The organism is Mesobacillus sp. AQ2, from assembly GCF_030122805.1.
Lineage (GTDB): Bacteria > Bacillota > Bacilli > Bacillales > Cytobacillaceae > Mesobacillus > Mesobacillus oceanisediminis_A.
This window is the reverse complement of record NZ_CP126080.1, coordinates 996,901-1,019,548: the sequence shown is the minus strand read 5'-3', so window position 1 is coordinate 1,019,548 and position 22,648 is coordinate 996,901. Positions and strand designations below refer to the sequence as shown.

At 45.1% G+C, this 22,648-nt stretch carries 22 protein-coding genes and 1 riboswitch; of the genes, 5 read left to right on the top strand and 17 right to left on the bottom strand.

Translation table 11 applies throughout. From position 1 onward, the window contains the following. Window positions 1–116: 116 nt before the first annotated feature. Together QNH36_RS05050 and QNH36_RS05045 are read right to left on the bottom strand one after the other, a co-directional pair. The gene (locus QNH36_RS05050) at window positions 117–932 is read right to left on the bottom strand and encodes a YihY/virulence factor BrkB family protein (RefSeq protein ID WP_144475176.1); all 816 of its coding nucleotides are present in this window, start codon (window positions 930–932) and stop codon (window positions 117–119) included. A 52-nt stretch (window positions 933–984) separates the two neighbouring features. Further along, window positions 985–1,347 (bottom strand): YtxH domain-containing protein, encoded by a 363-nt coding sequence (locus QNH36_RS05045; protein ID WP_144475177.1) that lies wholly within the window; start codon window positions 1,345–1,347, stop codon window positions 985–987. Window positions 1,348–1,630: 283 nt separating this feature from the next. Between QNH36_RS05045 and QNH36_RS05040 the strand changes: the two genes are divergently transcribed. The 3 genes from QNH36_RS05040 to QNH36_RS05030 all read left to right on the top strand — a co-directional run bounded on the left by QNH36_RS05040 (window position 1,631) and on the right by QNH36_RS05030 (window position 3,751). Then, the gene (locus QNH36_RS05040) at window positions 1,631–2,986 is read left to right on the top strand and encodes an alanine/glycine:cation symporter family protein (protein ID WP_144475178.1); all 1,356 of its coding nucleotides are present in this window, start codon (window positions 1,631–1,633) and stop codon (window positions 2,984–2,986) included. A 95-nt stretch (window positions 2,987–3,081) separates the two neighbouring features. Beyond that, window positions 3,082–3,306, top strand: a complete 225-nt coding sequence (locus tag QNH36_RS05035; RefSeq protein WP_144475179.1) for a DUF1128 domain-containing protein — start codon at window positions 3,082–3,084, stop codon at window positions 3,304–3,306. Between the two features lie 130 nt (window positions 3,307–3,436). After that, on the top strand, window positions 3,437–3,751 hold the full coding sequence (locus tag QNH36_RS05030; protein WP_251543956.1) for a hypothetical protein: 315 nt from the start codon (window positions 3,437–3,439) through the stop codon (window positions 3,749–3,751). A gap of 377 nt (window positions 3,752–4,128) precedes the next feature. On the opposite strand, the gene QNH36_RS05025 is transcribed toward QNH36_RS05030, so the two are convergent. The 13 genes from QNH36_RS05025 to QNH36_RS04965 all read right to left on the bottom strand — a co-directional run bounded on the left by QNH36_RS05025 (window position 4,129) and on the right by QNH36_RS04965 (window position 20,291). Beyond that, window positions 4,129–4,710, bottom strand: coding sequence for a molecular chaperone TorD family protein (locus QNH36_RS05025; protein ID WP_283904880.1), 582 nt, complete (start codon window positions 4,708–4,710; stop codon window positions 4,129–4,131). Window positions 4,711–4,763: 53 nt separating this feature from the next. Next, window positions 4,764–7,862 carry a molybdopterin-dependent oxidoreductase gene (locus tag QNH36_RS05020; RefSeq protein WP_144475182.1) on the bottom strand — a complete coding sequence of 1,033 codons (3,099 nt, stop codon included), beginning with the start codon at window positions 7,860–7,862 and terminating at the stop codon, window positions 4,764–4,766. Next, complete coding sequence (nrfD, locus tag QNH36_RS05015) at window positions 7,852–9,144, bottom strand: NrfD/PsrC family molybdoenzyme membrane anchor subunit (RefSeq protein ID WP_283904879.1); 1,293 nt, start codon at window positions 9,142–9,144, stop codon at window positions 7,852–7,854. The genes QNH36_RS05020 and nrfD overlap by 11 nt, the downstream gene beginning before the upstream one ends. A 12-nt stretch (window positions 9,145–9,156) precedes the next feature. Then, window positions 9,157–10,044, bottom strand: coding sequence for a 4Fe-4S dicluster domain-containing protein (locus QNH36_RS05010; RefSeq protein ID WP_283904878.1), 888 nt, complete (start codon window positions 10,042–10,044; stop codon window positions 9,157–9,159). Window positions 10,045–10,068: 24 nt separating this feature from the next. Then, window positions 10,069–10,269 (bottom strand): twin-arginine translocase TatA/TatE family subunit, encoded by a 201-nt coding sequence (gene tatA, locus QNH36_RS05005; RefSeq protein WP_251543964.1) that lies wholly within the window; start codon window positions 10,267–10,269, stop codon window positions 10,069–10,071. Window positions 10,270–10,550: 281 nt separating this feature from the next. Next, window positions 10,551–11,528, bottom strand: a complete 978-nt coding sequence (locus QNH36_RS05000) for a nuclease-related domain-containing protein (protein ID WP_283904877.1) — start codon at window positions 11,526–11,528, stop codon at window positions 10,551–10,553. 241 nt (window positions 11,529–11,769) lie between these two features. Further along, window positions 11,770–13,110 carry a sigma-54-dependent transcriptional regulator gene (locus tag QNH36_RS04995; RefSeq protein ID WP_283904876.1) on the bottom strand — a complete coding sequence of 447 codons (1,341 nt, stop codon included), beginning with the start codon at window positions 13,108–13,110 and terminating at the stop codon, window positions 11,770–11,772. A gap of 82 nt (window positions 13,111–13,192) precedes the next feature. After that, window positions 13,193–15,286: an ATP-binding protein gene (locus tag QNH36_RS04990; RefSeq protein ID WP_283904875.1), complete on the bottom strand. Its 2,094-nt coding sequence runs from the start codon at window positions 15,284–15,286 to the stop codon at window positions 13,193–13,195. Continuing rightward, a complete protein-coding gene (locus tag QNH36_RS04985) occupies window positions 15,283–16,290 on the bottom strand; it encodes an ABC transporter substrate-binding protein (protein ID WP_251543972.1) in 1,008 nt (335 codons plus the stop codon). Before QNH36_RS04985 ends, QNH36_RS04990 begins: the two co-directional genes overlap by 4 nt. Window positions 16,291–16,424: 134 nt before the next feature. Further along, window positions 16,425–17,321 (bottom strand): phosphogluconate dehydrogenase (NAD(+)-dependent, decarboxylating), encoded by an 897-nt coding sequence (gene gnd, locus QNH36_RS04980; protein ID WP_144475190.1) that lies wholly within the window; start codon window positions 17,319–17,321, stop codon window positions 16,425–16,427. 129 nt (window positions 17,322–17,450) lie between these two features. Next, complete coding sequence (locus QNH36_RS04975) at window positions 17,451–18,311, bottom strand: MurR/RpiR family transcriptional regulator (RefSeq protein WP_283904874.1); 861 nt, start codon at window positions 18,309–18,311, stop codon at window positions 17,451–17,453. Between the two features lie 128 nt (window positions 18,312–18,439). Next, window positions 18,440–19,189 carry a type I methionyl aminopeptidase gene (map, locus tag QNH36_RS04970; RefSeq protein ID WP_283904873.1) on the bottom strand — a complete coding sequence of 250 codons (750 nt, stop codon included), beginning with the start codon at window positions 19,187–19,189 and terminating at the stop codon, window positions 18,440–18,442. Window positions 19,190–19,775: 586 nt separating this feature from the next. After that, a complete protein-coding gene (locus QNH36_RS04965) occupies window positions 19,776–20,291 on the bottom strand; it encodes a type 1 glutamine amidotransferase domain-containing protein (protein WP_144475193.1) in 516 nt (171 codons plus the stop codon). 202 nt (window positions 20,292–20,493) lie between these two features. Between QNH36_RS04965 and QNH36_RS04960 the strand changes: the two genes are divergently transcribed. Next, window positions 20,494–20,769, top strand: coding sequence for a late competence development ComFB family protein (locus tag QNH36_RS04960; protein ID WP_251543978.1), 276 nt, complete (start codon window positions 20,494–20,496; stop codon window positions 20,767–20,769). A gap of 55 nt (window positions 20,770–20,824) precedes the next feature. Here the strand turns inward: QNH36_RS04960 and treR are convergent, their stop codons facing one another. Then, window positions 20,825–21,550: a trehalose operon repressor gene (gene treR / locus QNH36_RS04955; protein ID WP_144475537.1), complete on the bottom strand. Its 726-nt coding sequence runs from the start codon at window positions 21,548–21,550 to the stop codon at window positions 20,825–20,827. A gap of 269 nt (window positions 21,551–21,819) precedes the next feature. On the opposite strand from treR, the gene QNH36_RS04950 reads away from it, so the two are divergent. Beyond that, window positions 21,820–22,140 (top strand): helix-turn-helix domain-containing protein, encoded by a 321-nt coding sequence (locus QNH36_RS04950; protein ID WP_144475194.1) that lies wholly within the window; start codon window positions 21,820–21,822, stop codon window positions 22,138–22,140. Between the two features lie 98 nt (window positions 22,141–22,238). Here QNH36_RS04950 and QNH36_RS04945 read toward each other — a convergent pair whose 3' ends face one another. Next, window positions 22,239–22,367, bottom strand: coding sequence for an anti-repressor SinI family protein (locus QNH36_RS04945; RefSeq protein WP_144475195.1), 129 nt, complete (start codon window positions 22,365–22,367; stop codon window positions 22,239–22,241). 29 nt (window positions 22,368–22,396) lie between these two features. After that, a riboswitch (cyclic di-GMP riboswitch) is annotated at window positions 22,397–22,483 on the bottom strand. Window positions 22,484–22,648: the final 165 nt, after the last annotated feature.

Here is a 22,648-nt window from a genome sequence, read left to right as displayed (position 1 = left end):
TTCGTTTTCTTTGCCATCCTGAATTCCCCCTGTCATAAAAAGTGAGGAGCATTCCTCCCCTTTATCATTTGCTAAAACAGCGTACCTTACAGAGGTAATTTCAGGAGTCAATGACATCAGCAGCCGGCTTTCTTTTCACTGAAATAGGCATTGATTTCCCCGCCAATGATTATAATATATGCTGACAAATAGAGCCAGATCATCAGTACGATAATCGCGCCGATGCTTCCGTACGTTGCGGTGTAGGAAGCAAAGTTGCTGACATAGTAGGAGAATCCGAGTGATACCAGCACCCATCCTCCAGTCGCAAAAACGGATCCAGGCAACCCGCTTATGCAAGTCAGCTTTTTATTTGGTGCGATCCAGTATAACCCGAGAAAAACAATAAAAAGAATCAAGATACTGGTCAGCCAGCGCAGCATGTTCCAGACATAGATGAACTCTTCCCTCAGCCCAAAGTTCGCGAACAGCCAGCTGCCTATTTCTTTGCCGAATACCGGCAAAATCAAAGCGACGAGGAAGACAAATATCATCCCGAACGTTAAAAAAATGGCCATTAACCGGCTTACGATAAACGATCTTGTTTCCTCTACCCGGTAGGCTCGGTTAAATGCCCTTACAATCGCATTGATTCCATTCGAAGCAGACCAAATGGTCGCCAGCAATCCGAAAGACAACAACTTTCCATCTTTTTTCATGATATCCTCCAGGCTGTTTTTGATTAGATCCATCGATTCTCCTGGAGCATAATCATCAAAAAATCCAAGGATATCCATTTCTGAAATTGGCAAATATGGAACCAATGTGACCAGAAAGATCAAAAGCGGAAACAAGGAAAGCAACAAGAAGTATGCAAGCTGGGCAGCAAGTGCCGGAACATCGTCTTCCTGTATCCTGTGCCACATTTGCCTGAAAAATGACATATCAATCATTGATTCACCTCTTTTTTAGCTTCCATGCTCCTGCAAGTGATCAGCCTATCCATCATTCTTGTCCATCTATATGCTGCTTTGTATCTCCTGATGCTGCTAATTTCCTCAATGACTCTTTTGTCCCTTTCACCAATTCGGTAATCTGGGGCGGCACATCTTTGATCTCTTCAACTTTTTCCGTGATGAACGCAACATCCTCTGTTACTTGTTCCACTGTAGTACGGACTTTATTCGCTGTTTCTTTAATGTCATCGATGAATGCATTCGGATTTTTAACAACATACGCAACTCCGCACGATACCTTGCTGAAATCCTCTTTTACCGCCTGGCGCGTCGATTTTTCCAGAAGGCTTACTGCACCCCCGGCCATTGCACCTAAAAACATCCCCATCCAAAACCTTTTTGAACTGCCCATTTTTCTCCTCCTAATATCTTGCTTCTCATTTCGCAGACAAGACTTGCCTGTCACCTACCTAACATTTTCCACGATAGACATCACTTCATGCAAGCGCGCAGAAAAAAATTTCAAATAATCCAGAAAAAGAATAACTTTTTAAACATCGTCAAACGTCTTGGGAACAGTGAATACAGTGGAAATTCAAAGATTTACCTGATGGATATTGCTTGACTCGGATTAATTATCAGAATATTCTTGTTAGAGAACATTTTATGAAGATAATTTTATAAGGGGGCACACTATGACATTTGAGGAATGGATTGGAAAAATTAGCGGCTGGGTTTGGGGACCCCCTCTCTTGATTTTACTTGTCGGGACTGGAATCTACCTGACCATCCGCATTGGCTTTCTGCAGATTAGGCTGCTGCCTTACTCGCTTAAGCTGGCTTTTTCGAAAAAACAGGATAAACGGTCTGACGGTGATATTTCTCATTTTCAGGCTTTGATGACGGCACTTGCTGCGACAGTTGGCACTGGTAATATCGCCGGCGTGGCGACAGCAATTTTCACTGGGGGACCTGGCGCGGTGTTCTGGATGTGGATTACAGCCTTTTTTGGAATGGCCACGAAATATGCAGAAGCTGTCCTGGCTGTAAAATACCGGGTTGAAGACAAGGATGGCGAGATGTCCGGCGGCCCAATGTATTATCTTGAACGCGGGCTAGGCCAAAAATGGCTTGGGGTCTTATTCGCGCTATTTGGCGCAGTCGCGGCTTTTGGAATCGGCAATCTTGTTCAGTCGAATTCAGTAGCCAGTGTCGTACAGTCGACCTTTTCAGTGCCGGCATGGGTTACAGGTCTAGTCTTGACGATTTTTACTGCTCTTGTCTTAATTGGCGGGATCAAGAGCATCGGGAAGGTGACCGCCCTGTTTGTACCAGTGATGGCCGGATTCTACCTCATCGCGGGTCTTGTCGTCATGATTATGAACTTTGATCTTGTACCAGCCGCTATTGGACTTATTTTTACAGATGCATTCACAGGGGAAGCCGTGGCTGGCGGTGCACTTGGAACTGTCATTCGGATGGGTGTTGCCCGCGGTGTATTCTCGAATGAAGCCGGTCTTGGTTCCGCACCGATCGCTGCTGCTGCAGCCAAGACAGATTTGCCTGGGCGCCAGGCACTTGTATCGATGACCCAGGTGTTCATCGATACAATCGTCATCTGCTCAATCACCGGAATCACCATCGTCATGGGCGGTTTGTATACGGGCGATACGACGGCAGCTGACCTGACCTCAGCGACCTTTGACAAGTTCCTTGGCCAGTCAGGTTCAGTAATTGTGGCGATTGGGCTGTTGTTCTTCGCTTCATCAACGATCATCGGCTGGTCTTATTACGGGGAAAAATGCTTCTCCTATCTCTTCAGCAAAAATGTGATTTTATACTACCGCATCGCATTTGTCGCTGCTGTGTTCGTCGGTGCGATTTCCCAGCTTGAAATCGTTTGGGGTGTCGCCGATGTGATGAATGGCCTGATGGCATTCCCGAACCTGATTGGACTTCTCGGATTGTCCGGCGTTGTTGTAGTGGAAACAAGGAAAATTTTGAACACGATCAAGGAAGAGAAAAAAGAGGAAAAATCGTTAAGTGCATAATGACAAATCCGGCGTCAACTGGCGCCGGATTTGTAATTGACTTTTTTTGACGGACATGGAAAGATGGTTGTACAACCATTGAAAGGATGAACGGCGTGGACTTAACTAAAAATTCCCCTGAAAACGTTGACTACATGATTGAAAAAATCAAGGAAAAATTGAATGTCATGAACCTCGGCGCAATCAAGTCGACACATTTTGACGGCGAGATGTATGAAGAACTCAAGGAAATCTTTGATATGATCATGCGAAAAAACACCTTCAGCCCGAATGAAATGCAGGCAATCGCTGAAGAGCTAGGAAACTTGAGAAAGCAATAATTGGAGCAGGCACTGGCTATGATACGGTGCCTGTTTTTTTATTCTGAGAAAAATGTCAAAACTTTTTTGTTTCCACTACGCATATATTGTTATACGATAGTGTTATTACTTTTCAAGGGGAGTGAGAACCGTGAAAAAGCTGACTATGTCCGCGCTCAGCCTGTTTATCCTGTTTTTACTTGCTCACGGAACCCTTCCTGCACAAAAAAACCTAGCAGTAGACGCCAAATCAAAAGTCATCCTTCCCATGGAACAAGTCCATGAACAACTGCCAGGTCCTGATTTGGATGATAAAAAAACCCTTTTCATCCTGAATGTATTCGTTCTTCTTATTTCAACTATCACTTTCACACAAATTAATCACAGAGTAATAAAATTTGGAAGCCAATTTTCATTCTTGACGGCAGTCTTTTTCCAATCGAATTATGTGATTAAGTCTCCTTGATGATCAGAATAAAAAATCAAGGAGGAATGGATATGTGGTTTCGATTCTTAATGATTGGGTTCTTTTCCCTGACAGCGTTCAGCTTTATGTTTTATCAGGGTGTAGAGTTTTATCAAGCGTTCATCGATTTCTTCAAACAGAATAAGTAAATGTTCGATAGAACAAAAAGCGCAAGCGCCTTGTTCAGCCCCGACAAGCGCTGGAGGGCCTGACAGTGAAGTCGTTCTTTGACTTCATTGGCAGGACCGAAGCGTCTCGAGGGGCTAGGCGCTGGAGCTGGATTAAGACTCCCATATGTAGTTATCCACACAAAAATACTTTTATAATTTCTAAACAACAAGGAAACGGTCCCCCACTTGGAGGACCGTTTCTTCATTTTAGGCTGCCTCCATCCAGTCTTCACTCATCACTTCTGCATAAAAGCTGAGAAACTCCTTAAAGAATGGAAGGGTAATTTTCGTTTCTGCATTATCGAGCATCGGCTTCAAGACCGGCTTGATGAACCGGGCCAGCATCTCTGCTTCTATTTCTTCAAGCTGCTTTAGGTAATCCTGATTACCTTCTTGCTCTGCCTTGATTTCCCCCTGTAAAATCGAACTCATGAACGCGGTCATACTGCCGAAGTGATCTGGCAGCCGATCCTGCTCGAGCGGGAAGTAAAAAGCAGTTTTTTCATAAAGGCCGATCAAGCACAGCAGCTCATGCCTGCGGGCTTCTTCATCTTCATTTTTCTTCGTATAGGATGAAAAGTAAGGGGAGACAAAGTGTTCTCCAGGTATGAAAAAGTGATTGTCATACCAGAGGTGCACCTCATCCCGATTATATAAGGAATGAAATCTAAGCTCCCTCCGCATTCCCTCAGGGATTTCGTTCATGAATGCTTCATAGGTGTCCCAGTCCCCAAGCCAGATGCTTGTCATGATATTCGCAATCGCCAGCTTTCCATATCGTTCTTCCATTATTGTCTCCACCTTTACTTTAAAGAAATTTCAGGGCTTCCACCCTAATGATATTAAGCCTTTTCAACATCCACGAATACGTCCTGCTGTGCCGGGCCGCCAATCAGCAAGTCTGCGAGATAGCCTTCAAAGTAGCTGCCATCTCGATCAGACAAGGCGTTAACAGAGAATCCCTGCCCACGAGGCTTAGCATATCCTGATTCCTCATGGAGCGGCTTATTGAATTCATAGCCAGTATGGCCGTATTTGCCGGCTGGCTCGATTGTTTTGCCGTCCACTTTGACTGCTTTTGAGCCATATGCATCATGACCGAAGCTGAAGTTCGCTCCAACGACACCTGGCTTGATTCCCGGTGTCACGAGTGCACGCCCTTTAACTTTTGAGTTATTAGATGAAATGTAGATTTCATCATCAGTCTGGATGCCTTTTTTCTTCGCGTCGATCGGATTGATCCACAGATAGTTTTCCGGCTTCACTTCACGCAGCCATGTATTACCTTCCGTACGGTGCGTTGCCATATTCCTTGATTTCCAGTTAATGAATTGCAGCGGTTTGTTTGGCTTGTAGACTTCGCCATCGTATGTCTTTATTTCCTCAGCTACCGGCACGCCTTCAAAGAATTTGCCTGTGTAAGCACTCTTGAAGCCTGCTGCCTTTTCGTCGTAAAAATAAACCTGTTTAGCCCATTGATACTTAAGTTTGTTTCCGATATATTCATCTCCTGCTGCCTCAAAGCGTCCACCGCGGTTCAGTACGTAGACGACTTTCTTCCATTCTTCCGGTTTGACAGCATTTTTTAGCTTCTGGATGTCAAAATATTTGCCGAGTGCCTTCTGCCTTGCTTTTTCGAAAATCGCCAGCTCTTCCGCATTTGCATCCTTGACAGGTTTCTGGCCGTCAAATGCGATGTTCACAACCCGTTTAAGGTAGTAGTCTTCTGGGTTGTGTATTGCTGAACCATCAGCCAGCGCATTGTCTCCGACACCTGGCAATCCCATTCCTTTTAAAAGATCGATATAGACCTGTTCCGTTGGACGCGCGTCAGGAACCACTCTAGTCACCGGCTGGATGATACCAGCAAATTTATGCTTGAGGATTGGGAAAATGTCTTCCGCATTCCAACTTTCAAGATAAGCAAGATCCGGTAAGATGAAATCTGCATACTTTGAAGTCTCACCAATAATCACATCAGATGCTACAACCAGTTCAACAACCTTAGGATCCCTGATGAATTTAGCCTGCATCTCGGATCTTGGCGCAGCCATTACCGGGGAAGTCCTGTTAATCAGCAAAGCCCTGATTTTATACGGATAGCCTTCCGCAGAGCTTGGGAGCACGTCGTGGATCAGTTTATTGCCAAACGGGTACCATGGACGTTTTGCAGGATAGCCATCCTTTTCGAATAAGGATGTTTTTTCATATGGAATCTTATGCCTTGTTACCGGGATACCCCAGCCTTTGTTAGCATTCGGTACAGACGCAAGATCATAGCGTCCTTCAGTTGCTTTGTATTTGGCGCCGAGAACGGTGTCGCCGCCCTTCCAGTCGTGGTTGCCGACAAGGTGGTTCAGCATATTGATGGCACGGACACTGTAATAGCCATTTGTGTGCATTGCCGGACCGCGGTATGCATGGATTCCAACCTTTTTACCGTGAGATGTGAATTCGCGTGCAATCTGGACAATCTGCTCCACCGGTACATCTGCCTGTTTCGCGTATTCTTCGATTGATTTTTCCATGACCCTGTCTTTAAAAATCCTGAAGACGGATTTCACCTGGATGCCGTTGATCGTTGTATCAATATCCAGGTCGCCATTGCGAGCTTTCGTATGCAGCACAGGTTTGCCATTTTCGATGACAACAAACTCCTCGCCCCCGATGCCCAGATCCTTGGCACGGACGAACGGGCGCTTCTTATCCCCGGCATTGACAAGGAAGGATGCATCACTCCAGGTTGTTTCGCCATCTACATTCGCTGCTTCTTGGTTCGGGTTTCGCAGGTAAATATCGTCATAGCGATTGTTTTCAATGATCCAGCGGCACATCGCCATTGCCAGCGCCCCATCACCGCCCGGTTTTACCGGAACCCATACATGCGCTTTCTCAGCTGTCTTGCTGAAACGCGGATCGATGACAACCATCTTCATGCCGCGATCGATGGCATTAGTGATCTGCGGTGCGAAAGTTGTCGGTCCCCGGTTAGCGACCATCGGATTTGTTCCCCAGACGATGACCATCTCAGCGTTGTCATAATCGGGAATCATCCGTTTCTTTGGCTTTTCGGCATCATGCGAGCGGGCATTGCCCATTACACTGGTGATTCCGCAATATCCGCCGTGATCGTAAAAGTTGGCTGTACCAAGACTGTTGACAGCCAGACGCTCGATGAATTCGCGTCTGTGTCCGGCCATAACGGCAATTTGGTTGGCCTTTGGCCCAAGGTCAGGATGGTTTGTATCAATCAGGATATCTTTGTATTTTTTATCGAATTCAGCTTTGGTCATTTCTCCTGCTTTCAGTTTATCCCAGTCTCCCATGACCGCTTCTTCGGGTGCAAACTTCCACATTTCTTTTAGCCCTGGAGTGCGAAGATCCTTGCTGCCCTCAAGGATTTCCTTATAAGCCTGTTCCCAAGTGACCGTTTTCCAGACACCGCTGCCTCGCTCCCCGACACGCTTGAGCGGCTTTTGGATCCGGAAGGCATCATAGTTGCTCTGGATGCCGGCCTGGCCTTTAAGACAGGTGCGTCCGCCGCGGAGACCGCGTCCCATTTTAGCGACATTGCCGGTTCCTTTTACAGCCTGGGATACTGGAGTATCGTAGTTGATATGGCCGATTTGAACCATGTTGATTGGGCTGTACTGGTTGCCGGCAATCTTGCGGACGATGGATGAGTAAGCTCCGCCTGCCGCCCCGGCTGTAATATAAGTCTTAATCGTACATGTCGCATTACATTGCTGGCATGATGTGAAGATGACATTTTCTGCTGTATAATCCTGATAATCGGTGCCGGTTCCATGTGGTTCATCCGTCCAGACACCGCCCATGACCTGCTTGATTGGCCCGACGAAAGCCGGACCGACAAACGCGACCGCACTCAGCGTACCGAGCGCTTTTAAAAACCCACGCCGTTTCATTGGTTTATTTTCCATTATGGCTCACCTCGTCAGAAGTTTCTTCGATTGGCAGCAGCAGCTCGCCGAATGAATAGATTAAGAGTCCCATTGCCACGACACCGACACTGACCATCCATTCCCGAATCGTTGGTGCGTAATTGCCCCAGGGCAGTTCGTGGAAAACTGGCACGACAAGCGGCGGAACAACAATGTTGAAGCGGACGCCGATGATCCCGATGACGATAAGGACAGCTGCTGCAAGCAGTGCATTGACGTTTTGGCTTGTTTTTTTCCAGAAAACGATTGTAATCGGAATGACTGCTCCAAGGAACATTTGCACGAACCAGAACGACCATGCTTTTTCACTGGCCATCATTGTCGCAAGCGTATCAAGGTGTTCTGCCTCAAGTCCGTACCAGCCAATCAGATATTCATAGAATTGAAGGCCAAGGTCAATGATCAGAAACCCGACCATCAATTTTGCAAGCGATACAACCATGTTTTTATCTATTTCCTGCTTCTGGACTTTTTTCTTGATGATATACATCGCTAAAAGAAGAGCCGTTCCAGAAACCATTGCCGATACGACGAAAATGATCGGGAAAAGTGCTGTATTCCAGGCCGGACGTGCTTTTACAACAGCGAAAATCGTTCCTGTTCCGCCGTGCACCCCAAGGATTGCCAGCGGGATCCCGATTGTACCAAGGATTTTCATCCACATATGGTCACGCTTTTTCGTCGCTGCATTGATAGTCGCATTTTTGAAGGTGATGAATCTTGCGATAAAGCCTTTCAATGAGTTTGTTTTTGCCGCGCGGACGAGATCTTCCCTCATCGCGATATAAAGCTCAACTGTTAACAGCCCAATATACACCAGGTAAAAGTGGACTTCCCAGGCAAGCGGTGATGTGACATTCCAGTAGATGATCGCGTTGAGCATTCGCTCCGGACGGCCAAGGTCCATCAGCACGAAGGTCAGCGCGACGATCATACAGACAATCGCGGTGAAAAGTGCCGCCTTTCCGACCCGTTCGTATTCTTCCATCCCGAAAACGTAGATCAGGGTCGACAGCAGGAATGAACCCGCGCTGAGGCCGACGAAGAAGATGTAAAAAGCAATCCAGGCTCCCCAAGGGGTAATGCTTGATAGATTCGTAGCCGCAAGCCCCGTGAAGAAGCGTTCTACGATGAAATACCCGCCGATCAAAAAGGCTACAGTCAGGGCAGAAATCCATATTTTAAAAGCTTTTGACACAGTGACATTGATTTTCGATTTTGATGTGCTTTTCTCTTTTAAATCAACAGCAAGATTGGCCATCGCCAGTCCCTCCTATCTTAGATAAATGACATTCGGATGTGTTCCAAGCTCTTCCTTCAGGCGGAAAGCTCTTGGACTTGCAGCAAGCTTTGATACCACGCTGTTCGGATCGCTGATGTCTCCGAAGAAGCGAGCATCGCCAATGCACGTTTCCACGCATGCTGGCTCTTCTCCCCTTTGCAGGCGGTGGAAGCAGAAGCTGCATTTACGGACCGTGCCTATTGGTGTCTTGCCTTTTTCGCGGTTGCCGCGCTCGACGCCATATTCAGGGCTTGTTACATCATTTGCGCCTTGCACTTCCTGCTCATAGCTTTCTCCAAAATCGAATGAACGGGCGCCATACGGGCAGGCAACGATGCAATATCGGCAGCCAATGCAGCGGTCATTATCAATCGCGACAATACCGTTTTCCATTTTATAAGTCGCCCTTGTCGGACAAACCTGGGCACAAGCTGGTTTGTCACATTGCATGCATGGCCTTGGCAGGTTGACTGCCTTGATATTCGGGAACTCACCTTCAAGCGATTCCATGACGACGTTGTAGGAGATGCCCGGCGGCGTCCTGTTCTCTGCCTTGCAGCTGACGGTACACGTATCACAGCCAACGCATTTTTTCAGGTCGATGACCATCGCCCATTTCGGGCCGTCACCCTTCCTAATGTCTGGTCCATCACCAGATGCATAATAGTTGCCAAATTCCTTTGTCAGCGAAGAAGAGTAGATTTTATGGAAGTCTTCGATTTTCAGTTTGCCGCTGATGACCTTTCTGGCATCACGCGCCATGTTCAGGCCGAGCTCTGTGTCATACTGTGATTCATCCATTTCTTTTTTAGCATCTGGCAGCATTTTGTCGACTATTTTATCGTAATCTACCTTTTTCTCATTTAAAAAAAGACCCATTTTACGTCACCTCTTTTTATGCGTTTAGATTTCTTTCTTGATTTCCTTGATGTCATCCACAATGTCGTCAGTAATGTCACTAGTCAGCTCACGCGTCGACTTCTTGAATTCCTTCAGAGTCTGGCCGAACGCCCTGCCGATTTCAGGCAGCTTTTTCGGGCCGAAGATGATCAACGCTAAAGTAAGGATCAAAATCAAACCAGGAATACCAATATTGGATAGCATGTTGCCACTTCCTTTTTTATTTTTTCTTGCCTATTTATATTGCAAGCTGCGTGCCAACTTTTTTGGCATGGAGTGTTTTCGGATGAATGGGTGCTGCGATTCCTTGGGGCAGTAAGGCTCGTGGAATCGTGACACTTCTGTGAACAAGAAAAAGCGTCTGAAACCGATTTTAATCGCCGGTTTCAGACGCTGCTTGTGTGCCATTTTGTCATGATGCTGCAATTTTGGCATATGACATTTTGACATGGTGTGCAGGAATGACATACGCTTTGGTGATTTGATTAATCCCATAAGGGGAAGTTCTTGCCAGGGGTATAGATTCTTCCTTTGGTAGAACCGCTGCTATCTAGGTCTAACGCCAAAAGCAGCCTTTTTGACTGGTGGATGGATGAGATCTGGAGGAAATCGCTGAATTGTCTGCTCGTAATAGCTGGGCCAAATATGATGAAGAAATCTCTAAGTGCTTCTATATGAGCATCTCTTGATAAATGGCCGCATTTTTCACAAATCAAATTGCCATAAATTTTTTTCATGCCGTTCTGCTGGCACTCCGGACATTGGACTCCTTTCTTTACTTGATCCATAGGCAAATTCATTGAAGAAATATCAGGAATATATGGTTCATGGCTTTTCAATAGCAGCTTGGTGATTTTTCTTATTTCCTTTATTGATAAAACCCCATTTTTATATTTGTCATTAAAGGACTGAATCTTATAGGCAACAGCGGGAGTTTTACCAACCCTTACTCTTACATCATGGTGGTTTCCAGGATTCCTGATAATTGCCTGTGAGTTGCTAATAGAAACAAGGAATTCAATAGGAGGTGGGGAAAAATGATTTTTAATTAGGAAGGATTTTAATTGCGCAGCTTGGGTTCTTGTTTGCAGTATGGGATCAGGGTAGACCTTTTCAATTCCATTCAAAGTTTGAAGCAAATAGTTGAATTCCGGATGAAAGTCCAAAGTGCCAGCGAAATTTTTTGAGTCAATGACAAGCATGAAGGTTTCTGATATCAAGAGGGAATCAATCTGGAAGTGGGTATTATTATGGGGAATTATTAAATCGTGTAAAATATAGAATCTTGTGTGGTCAAATTGCGATAAATGATAGTCTAGTTCTTTTTCACCTTTGTAGCCTGCTGATTTTCTTGATAATTTGCTCTCAAGATCCGTTTGCAGCTGCGGATTTAAGGTGAATCTCCTTAAAATCGCCTTCAAAACAGTAATTTCTCTTGGAAAATCCCTATTTTTTTCAATCAAGCACATCACTCCCTCTTATTTTTCTTCTATAATAAATAATTCTCTTTTCACATTTTAAATTCCTTTTCTCTGTTCCATAAAATTTTTATAGCGAGTGTTTGGATTATATAGCGAGTTTCCATTTTTTATAGCGACTTTTTCATTTATATAGCGACTTTTTCATTTATATAGCGACTTTTTCATTTATATAGCGAACTGGAAATTCCACGCGTTTTTTTCCAGTTCGCCGCCCTCATACAAACTACTCTTTCAAATCATATTGGTCAATCTTTCGGTAGAGATTCCGCACACTGATGCCGAGCACATCTGCTGCTTTTGTTTTGTTCCAGTTCATCTGCTTCAAGGCGTTATCGATGTGTATTTTTTCGACTTCTTCCAGTGAGCAGAGTCTTGATTCCCCACCAGCGGGAGCAGCACCAACCGCTGCCTGTTTTGGCAAAAGCAAATCGTCGGTTTCAATCAGGCTGCCCTTCGACAAGAGCACTCCGCGTTCGATCAGGTGGCTGAGCTCGCGGACATTTCCCGGAAAATCGTATTGCTCCATCGCAGCAAATGCTCCTGCCGACAACTGCTTCGACGGGTCTTTCGTCCTCGCGATAAAATGCTCGATCAGTGCAGGCAAATCGCCTTTCCGTTCGCGGAGCGGCGGAATCGCCAGCTTGACGACATTTAACCGGTAATATAGGTCTTCACGGAATCGCCCCTCGGCAACTTCTTTTTCCATGTCCCGGTTGGTGGCGGCGACGACGCGGACGGTCACATGGCGCTCGCGGACATCGCCGACACGCCGGAATTCACCTGTTTCGAGGAACCGCAGCAATTTTACCTGAAGCGCCAGCGGCATTTCACCCAACTCATCCAAAAACAGTGTTCCGCCTTTTGCCGCTTCGACTAGGCCTTTCTTATCCTGGCTCGCTCCGGTAAAAGCGCCACGGGCGTGGCCGAACAATTCACTCTCCAACAAGTGCTCAGGCAGCGCACCGGAGTTCACGGGCACAAATGGCTCATCAGCGCGGCAGCTCCAGTAATGGAGAGCCTTCGCGAACAGCTCCTTCCCAGTGCCGCTTTCGCCCTCAATCAGGACAGGCACGTCGCTGTCGGCAATCCGTCTCGTCATCTCGATCACTTCTTTAAAATTGGCACTGTCACCAATTATCCTGAATTCATTATGCTGTGCGATGATTTTCTTCATTGAGTCGTTTTTCTCTTTGAGTGCCTTATTTTCAGCAGCCTTCCCTATCGTCAATTCCAACTCTGACAGATTATATGGCTTGGTGATATAATCAAAGGCGCCCATCTTCATCGCTTCAATGGCGGTATCAATCGTCCCGTGCCCGGTCAAGATCAACACTTCGATATCGGGCTGAATCTTCTTCGTTTCTTTTAACAGCTCAATGCCATCCATGCCTGGAAGTCTGATATCATAAACGCCGATGTCGTATTCATTCTTTTTCACAAGCTCGAGTGCATCCTCAGCCGTACCCGCGCTGTTCACATCGAACCCCTTTCGCCTCAGCCGCCTTACCAATAGCTCCAGCAAATCCTGTTCATCATCAACGACCAATAATCTTGTTGCTGACATCGTAGCCCACCTCCATTGTTTCTAGTCCAGAATACAGGTTAGCATCTGTTTGCTGTCTGGAAAAACCTGGTCCGTCTTCCTCTTACTGATCTTCACCTTCTATTCCCGCTTGCAGTTCTGCCGGCAGTTGGATTTCCACCGTTGTTCCTTCCTCTGGTTTGCTGTCAATCGTGATTGTCCCGCCAAATTGCTGGATGATGCCATAGCAGACGGACAATCCAAGTCCGGTTCCTTTGCCGATCGGCTTCGTCGTAAAGAATGGATCAAACAATTTAGCCATCGCTTCGGCCGGTATTCCGTGGCCGCTGTCGGTCACTTTGATGGAAACCTGCCCGTGCTGATCTGCGGAAGCGGAGACGACCAGGCTGCCTTCGCTTTCCATCGCATCGACTGCGTTGTTGATAAGGTTGACGATGACTTGCATCAGTTTTAGTCCATCCCCGGTCACCATTGGCAGCGAATCAGGGACCCGAAGCTCAAGCTGAATCCGCTGCTTTTTCAGCTGGTGTTCGACAAGGCTGATGCTGCTTTCAATGATTTCCCTGACCCGTATATGATCTTCTGTCCAATCGTTTTTCCTGGAAAAATTGAGCAGATTCCCGGTTATCTTTTTGCAGCGCTCAGTGTTCTCCTTGATTTTACGAAGATAGTGCTCCATCTCATCCTCATCCAAATCTTCGTCGCCAGCCTGGATGCGGTCAATCAAGTCCTCCGCATACACATTGATTGTTGCCAGCGGATTGTTAACTTCGTGCGCGAAGCTCGATGCCATGATGCCAAGTGCGCTCAGTTTATCAGTTTGGATCATCGTTTCTTCCATTTGTTTTTGCTCGGTGATATCCTCGAGCACGACGAGGAATTCGCCTTCTTCCTCAATCGCGTGATTCAGCGGGAACACCCTGTGCCTGAATATCCGCTCGCCATTAGGCCCATCCTTGAACTTCATGACTTCATCGGCAATTTTATCAAGGTCTGGACAAGTAATCGGACAGTTCAGGCATGGCGTATTCTCCCCGCCAATCAAGGCATAACAAGGGAGCGTAAGCCGGTCTTCTTTTAACCAGCCTTTTAAAATCGGGTTCATCCAGGTGATCCGATACTCTTTCGTCACGAGCGCCAGCCCCGCGCCAATCCCGTTCACCACGACATTGAGCCTTTCCTTCTCCTGCTCAAGCAATCTTGATTTTTCGAGCAGCTCCTTGCTCATGTCGTTAAAGGAATCGGCGAGTTTCCCGAGTTCATCGGTACGCCTCATTTTCACAGGACTGATTTTACGTCCCTGCTTCAAATTGTTCATTTCCCGGTCAATCGAAACGATCGGCCTTGTAAAATAAAGGCCCGCCCATACACTGATCAGGCTCACCGTCAAAATCAGGAGGGCGACAGCACCTATGCCGCTTTGCAATATCCTGTTAATAGGAGCAAACGCAGTCGTTTTCGGTTGCTCCATCACGAGAATCCAGTTCAATTCTTTAATTTTCGCTGTCACGCCAATTTCATCATGGCCTCCAGAAGGCTGTTTATGCCAGATTTTGCTGTAATCCTGATGGGCGATGACACGGTCTTTATCATCAACCAGATAGATATAGGAAGAATGATCCTGGCGCATTGAAGATATTTTCCCGATGATTTTTTGGAGCTGGACTACTACCCCAATCGCTTTCTTTGTGCCATTTTCATAAAATGGGATCGCCAGTTTCATGACCGGCTGGCCATACTGGTTGAAGTCTACCTGGCCATATACCTTATCGCGGGTCTGCAGCTGGAACCACATATCATCCGCGAACCAGCGCTCCATGCTTCCAGCGATATTGAGATCATATCGGGACACCCGTTGCTCTACAAAACCTTTATCATCCGCGATCACAACCTCCTCGACAGATTCGCTTTGCTGCAAAAGCTCATATAAAGCACTTTGCTTTTTATCTAATAGATTGAGAGATGCAAGGACCTGGATCCGCTGAAATGTCTGGCTGAATTCAAATTCAATCTCACGGGACAAATTCTCAAGCACAAGATCCTGTTTTTCCATGATCCGCGTTTCCAAATCCGCTTTTACAAAAGAATAATAAAATAAGCTGATGAGCAGCAGTGGAATGGTCGACATGGCCACTCCAAACACAAGGACCTTATTCCGGATTGTCTGCGATTGCATAAAATCAGTCATTGCTTTCATTGACTTCGGCCTCCTTGCACTTCGGGATGGATCAGCTCCGCCAACTTCAGCAAATCGTCATTATATTTGACGCCAAGTGCGTCCTTTGTCTGCTGGTTGATGACAAAACGGATGCCATCCGGCAGTTCGACCGGAAGTTCTCCCGGCTTGTTTCCCTGAAGGATCAAGCTGACAAATCTTGCCGCCTGGTAGCCTTGTGAATGAAAGCTGGATCCGTAGCTTGCCAGGAGCCCCTTTTCCGCTTCAAAATCATATAATCCCATAGCAGGAATTTTTTTCTCTTCGGTCAGCCTGACAATGTCATCTGTCAGCGATTCGATCCTGAAACTGGGGAGGATCAGGATCGCCTCCTCATCTTTAACCGTTTTCCACAATGTTTCCAGGCATTCCTTCGAGCTTGCATCACATGGGGATATCTCCACGCCAAGTGCCTGGGCAGCAATCCTTGTTTCTTTAAGGCTTAAGTTGCTGACGTCAATCTTGCTGTCATATATGACATGCACCTTTTCAATTTTCGGAACCAGTGATGTCAGCATTTCAAGTCGTTTTCCAGAAATACTGGCATGATAGTTATTGATTCCGGTAAAAATCCCGCCAGGTGACTTGTAATCCTTTATCAAGCCCAATTCCTTCGGTGCAGCAATACCTGCAAAAACAACAGGAATTTTGATTTTCTCCTTATCCAACTTTTCCTTTAGACGCAGGGATTCGATCCCTCCAAGCGTAACAATTAAATCTGGCTCACTTTTTAGTAGATCATCGATTTGCTTATCAAGCAGCTTTTCATCATCATCCGCATTCTTCACTGTAAAATGGATCTCCTTGCCGCTGTAACCGAGATCCTTAAGCCCTTTTTCCAGGCCAGTGAACTTTTCATGGCGATTTTCCCCGATCATCAGGACCCCAATTTCCGCAGGACCATCGCCCTTGAACCCAAGAAAAGCATATATAATAGCCGAAACGGCAACTGTCGTCAGGAAAAAGAAATACCACTTTGTTTTCACGTTTCGCGCCTCCATTTTCCGTATTCACTTTCACTATAACGGAAAAAGCAATGTAGCCATCTTGCAAAATAGGATAATTTTATGAACAACAAAAAAGGTCCTCCTCTATTAGAGGAGAACCTGATTTCAAGCTTTTACTTTTTTTCGACAGCATGTCCGCCGAATTCGTTCCTTAATGCAGCAACAACCTTGCCTGTGAAGGTATCATCTTCAAGTGAACGGTAGCGCATCATCAGTGACAGCGCGATGACTGGAGCTGCTGTTTGCAGGTCTAGTGCGGTTTCGACTGTCCATTTTCCTTCGCCTGATGAATGCATGACGCCTTTTATGCTTTCAAGCTTTGGCTCTTTTGAGAATGCGTTTTCCATCAGTTCCATCAGCCAGCTGCGGATGACAGAGCCGTGGTTCCAGACGCGTGAAACTTCTTTGTAATCGTAATCGAACTGGCTCTTCTCAAGGATTTCGAAGCCCTCTGCGATTGCCTGCATCATTCCGTATTCGATACCGTTGTGAACCATCTTCAGGAAGTGGCCGCTTCCAACCTTCCCTGTGTAAAGATAGCCTTTTTCAATTGAAATGTCCTTGAAGATTGGCTCAACATGGGCAAAAACCTCTGCGTCGCCGCCGATCATTGTGCAGGCTCCATTGCGTGCGCCTTCCATTCCGCCGCTTGTTCCCACGTCCATAAAGTGGATGCCGGCAGCAGAAAGCTTTTCTGCACGTCTTAACGTATCCTTATAGTTGGAGTTTCCGCCATCAATCAGGATGTCGCCTTCTTCAAGGTAGGGCGTGAACTTCTCGATTACCTGGTCGATCAAATCACCAGCAGGAATCATCAGCCAGATAACGCGCGGCTTTGGCAGCATATCCGCCATTGCCTGATAGTCTGCTGCAATTTCAGCGCCTTCTGCTTTGATTTTCTGCATTGCTTCTTCATTTATATCATTCGCCACAACCTCATGGCCGTTTTCCATAAGATTCAATACCAAGTTATAGCCCATTTTACCAAGGCCAACCATTCCTAGTTTCACTTCGATGCACTCCTTTTTATGTAACTCTTTTCGTGCAGATTCTGCATAAGAAGAGAGCTTGAATATAATATGATAGTATCAAATATTTTTTCATATGTATATAAAATCGAAGAAAATAATTTTCGCGAGTTAATATCTTTTAATGGAAATCGCTTCCCTGATTTTCTGCAGATTTCCTAAAGTCTGTTCCTGCCTGCGCACTGATACTGCCACATGGAGCACATCAATCAGGCTCAATTGGACGAGTCTGGATGCGAGTGCCTCAGACCGGAAAAGTGTCTCGCGTGATGTTGTGTAGAGAACATAATCCGCTTCCTTTGACAGTGGTGACTTATAATGTCCGGTGATTGCGATGGTCGCTGCCCCATTAGCTTTTGCTATTTTTAACGCTTCTATGACATCTTTATTGCTCCCGCTATGCGAAATGCCGATAGCAGCCTGACCGGGTCCAAGCAGCGCGGCAGAAATGATTTGCTGGTGTCCATCACAATAGGAATTGCAATGGATGCCTGTCCGCAGGAATTTATGATAGGCATCCAGCGCAATGGCAGATGAGCCGCCTGATCCGTAAAAATCAATTTTCGAAGCTTGGACAAGAACATCGATAATCTTCTCAAGAACTTTGGCATCCAAAAGGTTTAGCGTTTCCTTCATGGCCTCGATATGCCCGGCGAACACTTTTTCCGCAAGCGTTACGACCTCATCCTCTTCTTTTATTTCTTCATGGATATTCTTGATCGGTTCCACGAGTTCACTAGCCAGGGCAATCTTGAAGGCTTGATATCCTCTGAATCCAAGCCGTTTGCAAAAGCGGAAAATGGTTGCTTCGGCAACAGAGGCATACTCCGCAAACTCGGTGATCGAGAGGTGGATGATTTCCTGGGTGTTCTTTAATATATAATCTGCGACCGCCTTCTCCTTTGATGAAAGCGATGAGTAGATAGCTTTAATTTTAACGATGACATTTTGTCCATTCAGTTCACTGGCCATGTTTTTGCCCCCTTTTTTAACCACTTTATTTTACCAAAAGATTTTCATCATTATTTAAGCAGGATGAAAATTTTTTTCACACTTCGCAAAAAGAAAGGACCGAATTTTGGTTCAGCCCCATACATTTTTTAATCCTGATCCGTTAAGATAATCGGACCATCCTTTGTGATTGCGATTGTGTGCTCATACTGGGCAGATAGGGTTCCGTCAACCGTTCTTGCTGTCCACCCGTTTGAGTCCATTTTCGTCGGCCATTCTCCGACATTGACCATCGGTTCGATGGTGAACACCATGCCTTCCTTGAGTCTTGGCCCCTTGCCTGGCAAGCCATAGTGAGGGATTTCCGGCTTTTCGTGAATGACCGAGCCGATCCCATGGCCAATGAACTCGCGGACAACTGAAAATCCTTCTGCTTCAACATATGATTGGATCGCATGGCCAATATCGCCAACCCGATTACCCGGTACGGAAGCAGCAATCCCGCGGTATAAGGCCTCTTTCGTCACATCCAACAGCTTTTGCGACTGTTCGCTGATTTCTCCTACAGCATAGCTCCAGGCCGAATCAGCAAGGGCACCGTTCAGGTTGACGACCATGTCGATCGTCACAATGTCGCCCTCTTTCAAAGCCTCTTTCCGCGGAAAACCGTGGCAAACCTCATCATTGATGCTTGCGCATGTTGCATATTGATAATTCCGGTAGCCTTTTTGCTCTGGTGTGGCTCCATGCTTTTTCAGATAATCCTCAACAAATTGGTCAATTTCCCAGGTCGTCACCCCTGGCTTGATGATCTTGCGAAGCTCTTTATGCACAGAAGCAAGCAATTTTCCAGCTTCCTTCATGTTCTCAATCTCTCGAGCCGATTTCAAAACAATCATTCCGTCATCTCCCTGATTCATTTCACCCTCTATATTATCTTATACGTAAAATTTCGCAAAATGAACCAGTTCCTCACAAGGTAAAAGCAAATAGGCTTAGTTTACTGGATGACTACCACAGAAAATCCACTTTAAACGGTTTTATCAAATCTCTGCAATCACTTTTTATAGCAAGAAACTAATTTTATAGCGAGTTTCACCTTTTTATAGCGACTTTCTCGTTTATATAGCGAGTTTCACCTTTTTATAGCGACTTTTTCTTTTATATAGCGAGTTTCCTCTTTTTATAGCGACTTTTTCTTTTATATAGCGAGTTTCACCTTTTTATAGCGACGACTTTTCTTTATATAGCAAGTTTCACCTTTTTATAGCGACTTTTTCTTTTATATAGCGAGTTTCACCTTTTTATAGCGACTTTTTCTTTTATATAGCGAGTTTCCTCTTTTTATAGCGACTTTTCCGTTTATATAGCGAGTTTCACCTTTTATAGTGACTTTCTCGTTTATATAGCGAGTTTCATTTTTTTCCAGTTTGCACACACAATAAAAAAACCCTTCTGCCTAAGCAATAGGGTTCTCAATCCATACTATTCCAGCACTTTAAGTGCTTCGCGATTGAACGCTGGAATATCCTTCGGTTCTCTGCTTGTCACCAGCTGGTTGCAGCAGACGACGACTTCCTTGTCCTGGTATTTCGCACCGGCGTATTCCATGTCGACACGAATGGATTTATAGCCTGTCGCACTTCTGCCTTCAAGTGTCTTGGCTGTCAATAACAGCTGCGGACCATGACATATTGCGAATACGGGTTTTTTCTCATCCATAAAGTACTTGGCGAATTGGACGAATCGTTCATCCTCGCGCAGCTGGTCTGGAGAAAAGCCGCCAGGTATGAATAATGCATCAAAATCTTCCGGCTTGACGTTGTCAATGCTTTCATCAATCTTGACTTCGGCTTTTCCCTGCTTGCCTTTTACCGTCTTCCCCTTTTCTTTTTCGATCGTCATAACCTCATGTCCGGCTTCTGTAAATGCACGAGAAGGCTCGAGATATTCTGCGTCTTCAAATAAGTCTGTTATTAAACAGGCAATTTTCTTACCCATTGATTCAACATCTCCTTTAATAAATTCTCCACTATTAAATCTTCCCTGTCTGGAGAGGACAAAACATCAATAAACACTTCCACTTTTTACAATAAAATTATGTAAATAGACCCATCTTAAGTTGAAAGCAAAAAAAAGATTTTATATTTGCGTAATTCGTCTATAATTTATTTAGGACATCTTTAGGGAGAGAAGGAGCACCATGAAATTTGGTTATATCAATGTAATGGAGGAAGTGGTTTCGACTCTTGTCAATGTGTTGATGATGAGCCCCGATTACCAGACTTTCTGCAATTGCCAGAAGTGCCGTAATGATATCATCGCCATCAGCCTGAACACTCTTCCAAGCCACTATGTCACTACGGAAGATGGCCGAAAGATGGTTTATGAACAGCTAAACACTCAGGAGAACAGGGCCTGGATCAATAAACGGATCATCAGTGCCATCCATCTAGTCGGAAAATATCCGAAACATTAATAAAAGCTGCCTAATGACAGCCTGGTCGCCCAGGCCTGTCAACGGCAGCTCTTTTTTATATATTCTGTGTATCCATACGTCTGGCGAAATCCACGAACCGGAACTTGTCGGGACGATGCCTTGACTCGGTATACTGGAAAAGTGTCGCATCATCGAAATAAATATAGTTTTTCACGATGACAATCGCATGGAATCCTTCCATATCCAGAAGCTCCCGATCCTCTTCACTCGGTTCCTCAACCGTGAATTCCTTTTTGGCAAAACTGATTTTTTTATCCAGTTCCTGCTCAATATATTCAAAAATCGAATTCTCGCATTTTTGGCGTGACAGGCCTGGCACATGCCTTTCGACGATAAAATCCTTATCGAGGATGACCCGTTCTTCATCAATATGCCTGACTCTCTTCACCTTCCAGACCATCTCATCATTGTCAACATTCAGTTCCCTCGCGATATCCGCTCCTGCCTGTTCGAGATCAAACCCATCCACAGTCGTCTTTGCTTTTCCGCCCATATTTTTCGCGAGTTCTTTAAAACTGATTAGCCCGGAAATCGGAAACTGGTGCCTTTTCAAATCGAGCACGAGTGAGCCTTTGCCGCGGATTTTTTGGATAAAGCCATTTTGTGCGAGAAGATTCAGGGCTTTGCGAATTGTTTCGCGTGATGTCTGATACATTTCGGCAAATTCATTTTCAGATGGCAAAATTGTTTTGGCGTGGTAATGCCCCTCCTGGATTTGTTTGGCGATTTCTTCATAGATCAATAAATACTTTTTCTGCATATCATCACCCGTACCTTGTCTGATTGCTACCATTTTACCTTTTTTTCGAATAAAAGAATATTATAGACTATCCTGTTTACTTTTTATAAAAATTCACCGTTAACCGCCGATAACTATAGAGACTATTTTTTTCCCAACCTTTTATTAAAAAAAACACCACAAAAATTGAGAAGATTGTTTATAATTGTTCTGTAAGGTGTTCTTAATATGGAACTATTTTATCAGATTTGTTATGATATAACTATAAATTGACAAGGTGTGTGGATACTGTGATTGGTGAACGCGTCAAAAAACTTAGACAAGAGAAAAGAATGTCCCTATCCGAGTTGGCTGAGCAAGCTGGCGTCGCAAAGTCCTATTTAAGCTCTTTGGAACGGAATCTGCAAACGAATCCTTCCATTCAATTTCTTGAGAAGATCGCTGGAGTCCTGAATGTCCCGGTTGATCAATTGATCCATGAACAAGTCGATAAAGAAAATATTGATTCTGACTGGGTTAATCTTGTGAAAGAAGCAATGGATTCCGGAATCAGCAAAGACCAGTTCCGTGAATTTCTCGAGTTCAACAAATGGAAACTCAATAATAAATAATCACAAGGGACAGCCATTTCGCTGTCCCTTTTTTGTAAAATAAAAAGCACCTCTGTAAGGAGCTGCCCGAGTATATAACGATTATCTTTATGTATCCTTTACTCCTGCCTATTGGTCATTAAAAATTTCCTGATTTCTTCTTTATTTATTCCCATCTCCAATGCTTCCATGATCAGCTGCATCCATTCTGTATCCAATTCTTCGAAAATTACCTGTTCTTTAATCAAGTTCTTCCCCCCAAAATACAGTTAGTATCCCAGGCGGCCCGGCCATCATAGTACTTTTGTACCTTAGATCCGTGACTTTGCGTCCTGGTTTTTCAACCAGTTTGCCTTTATCTGTACCTTTTTGCTTAATCGTTTACTCCCAATGTCATTGTACCTTGTTCTATATATTTAACATGTAAATATTTGTCGGCGAATTTCTGGAACTATCCTTCTTTTTCTTCCAAACAATTACAAATTTATGAATTAAAACATTATTTTTCTGAAAATTTAAATCTTTTTAC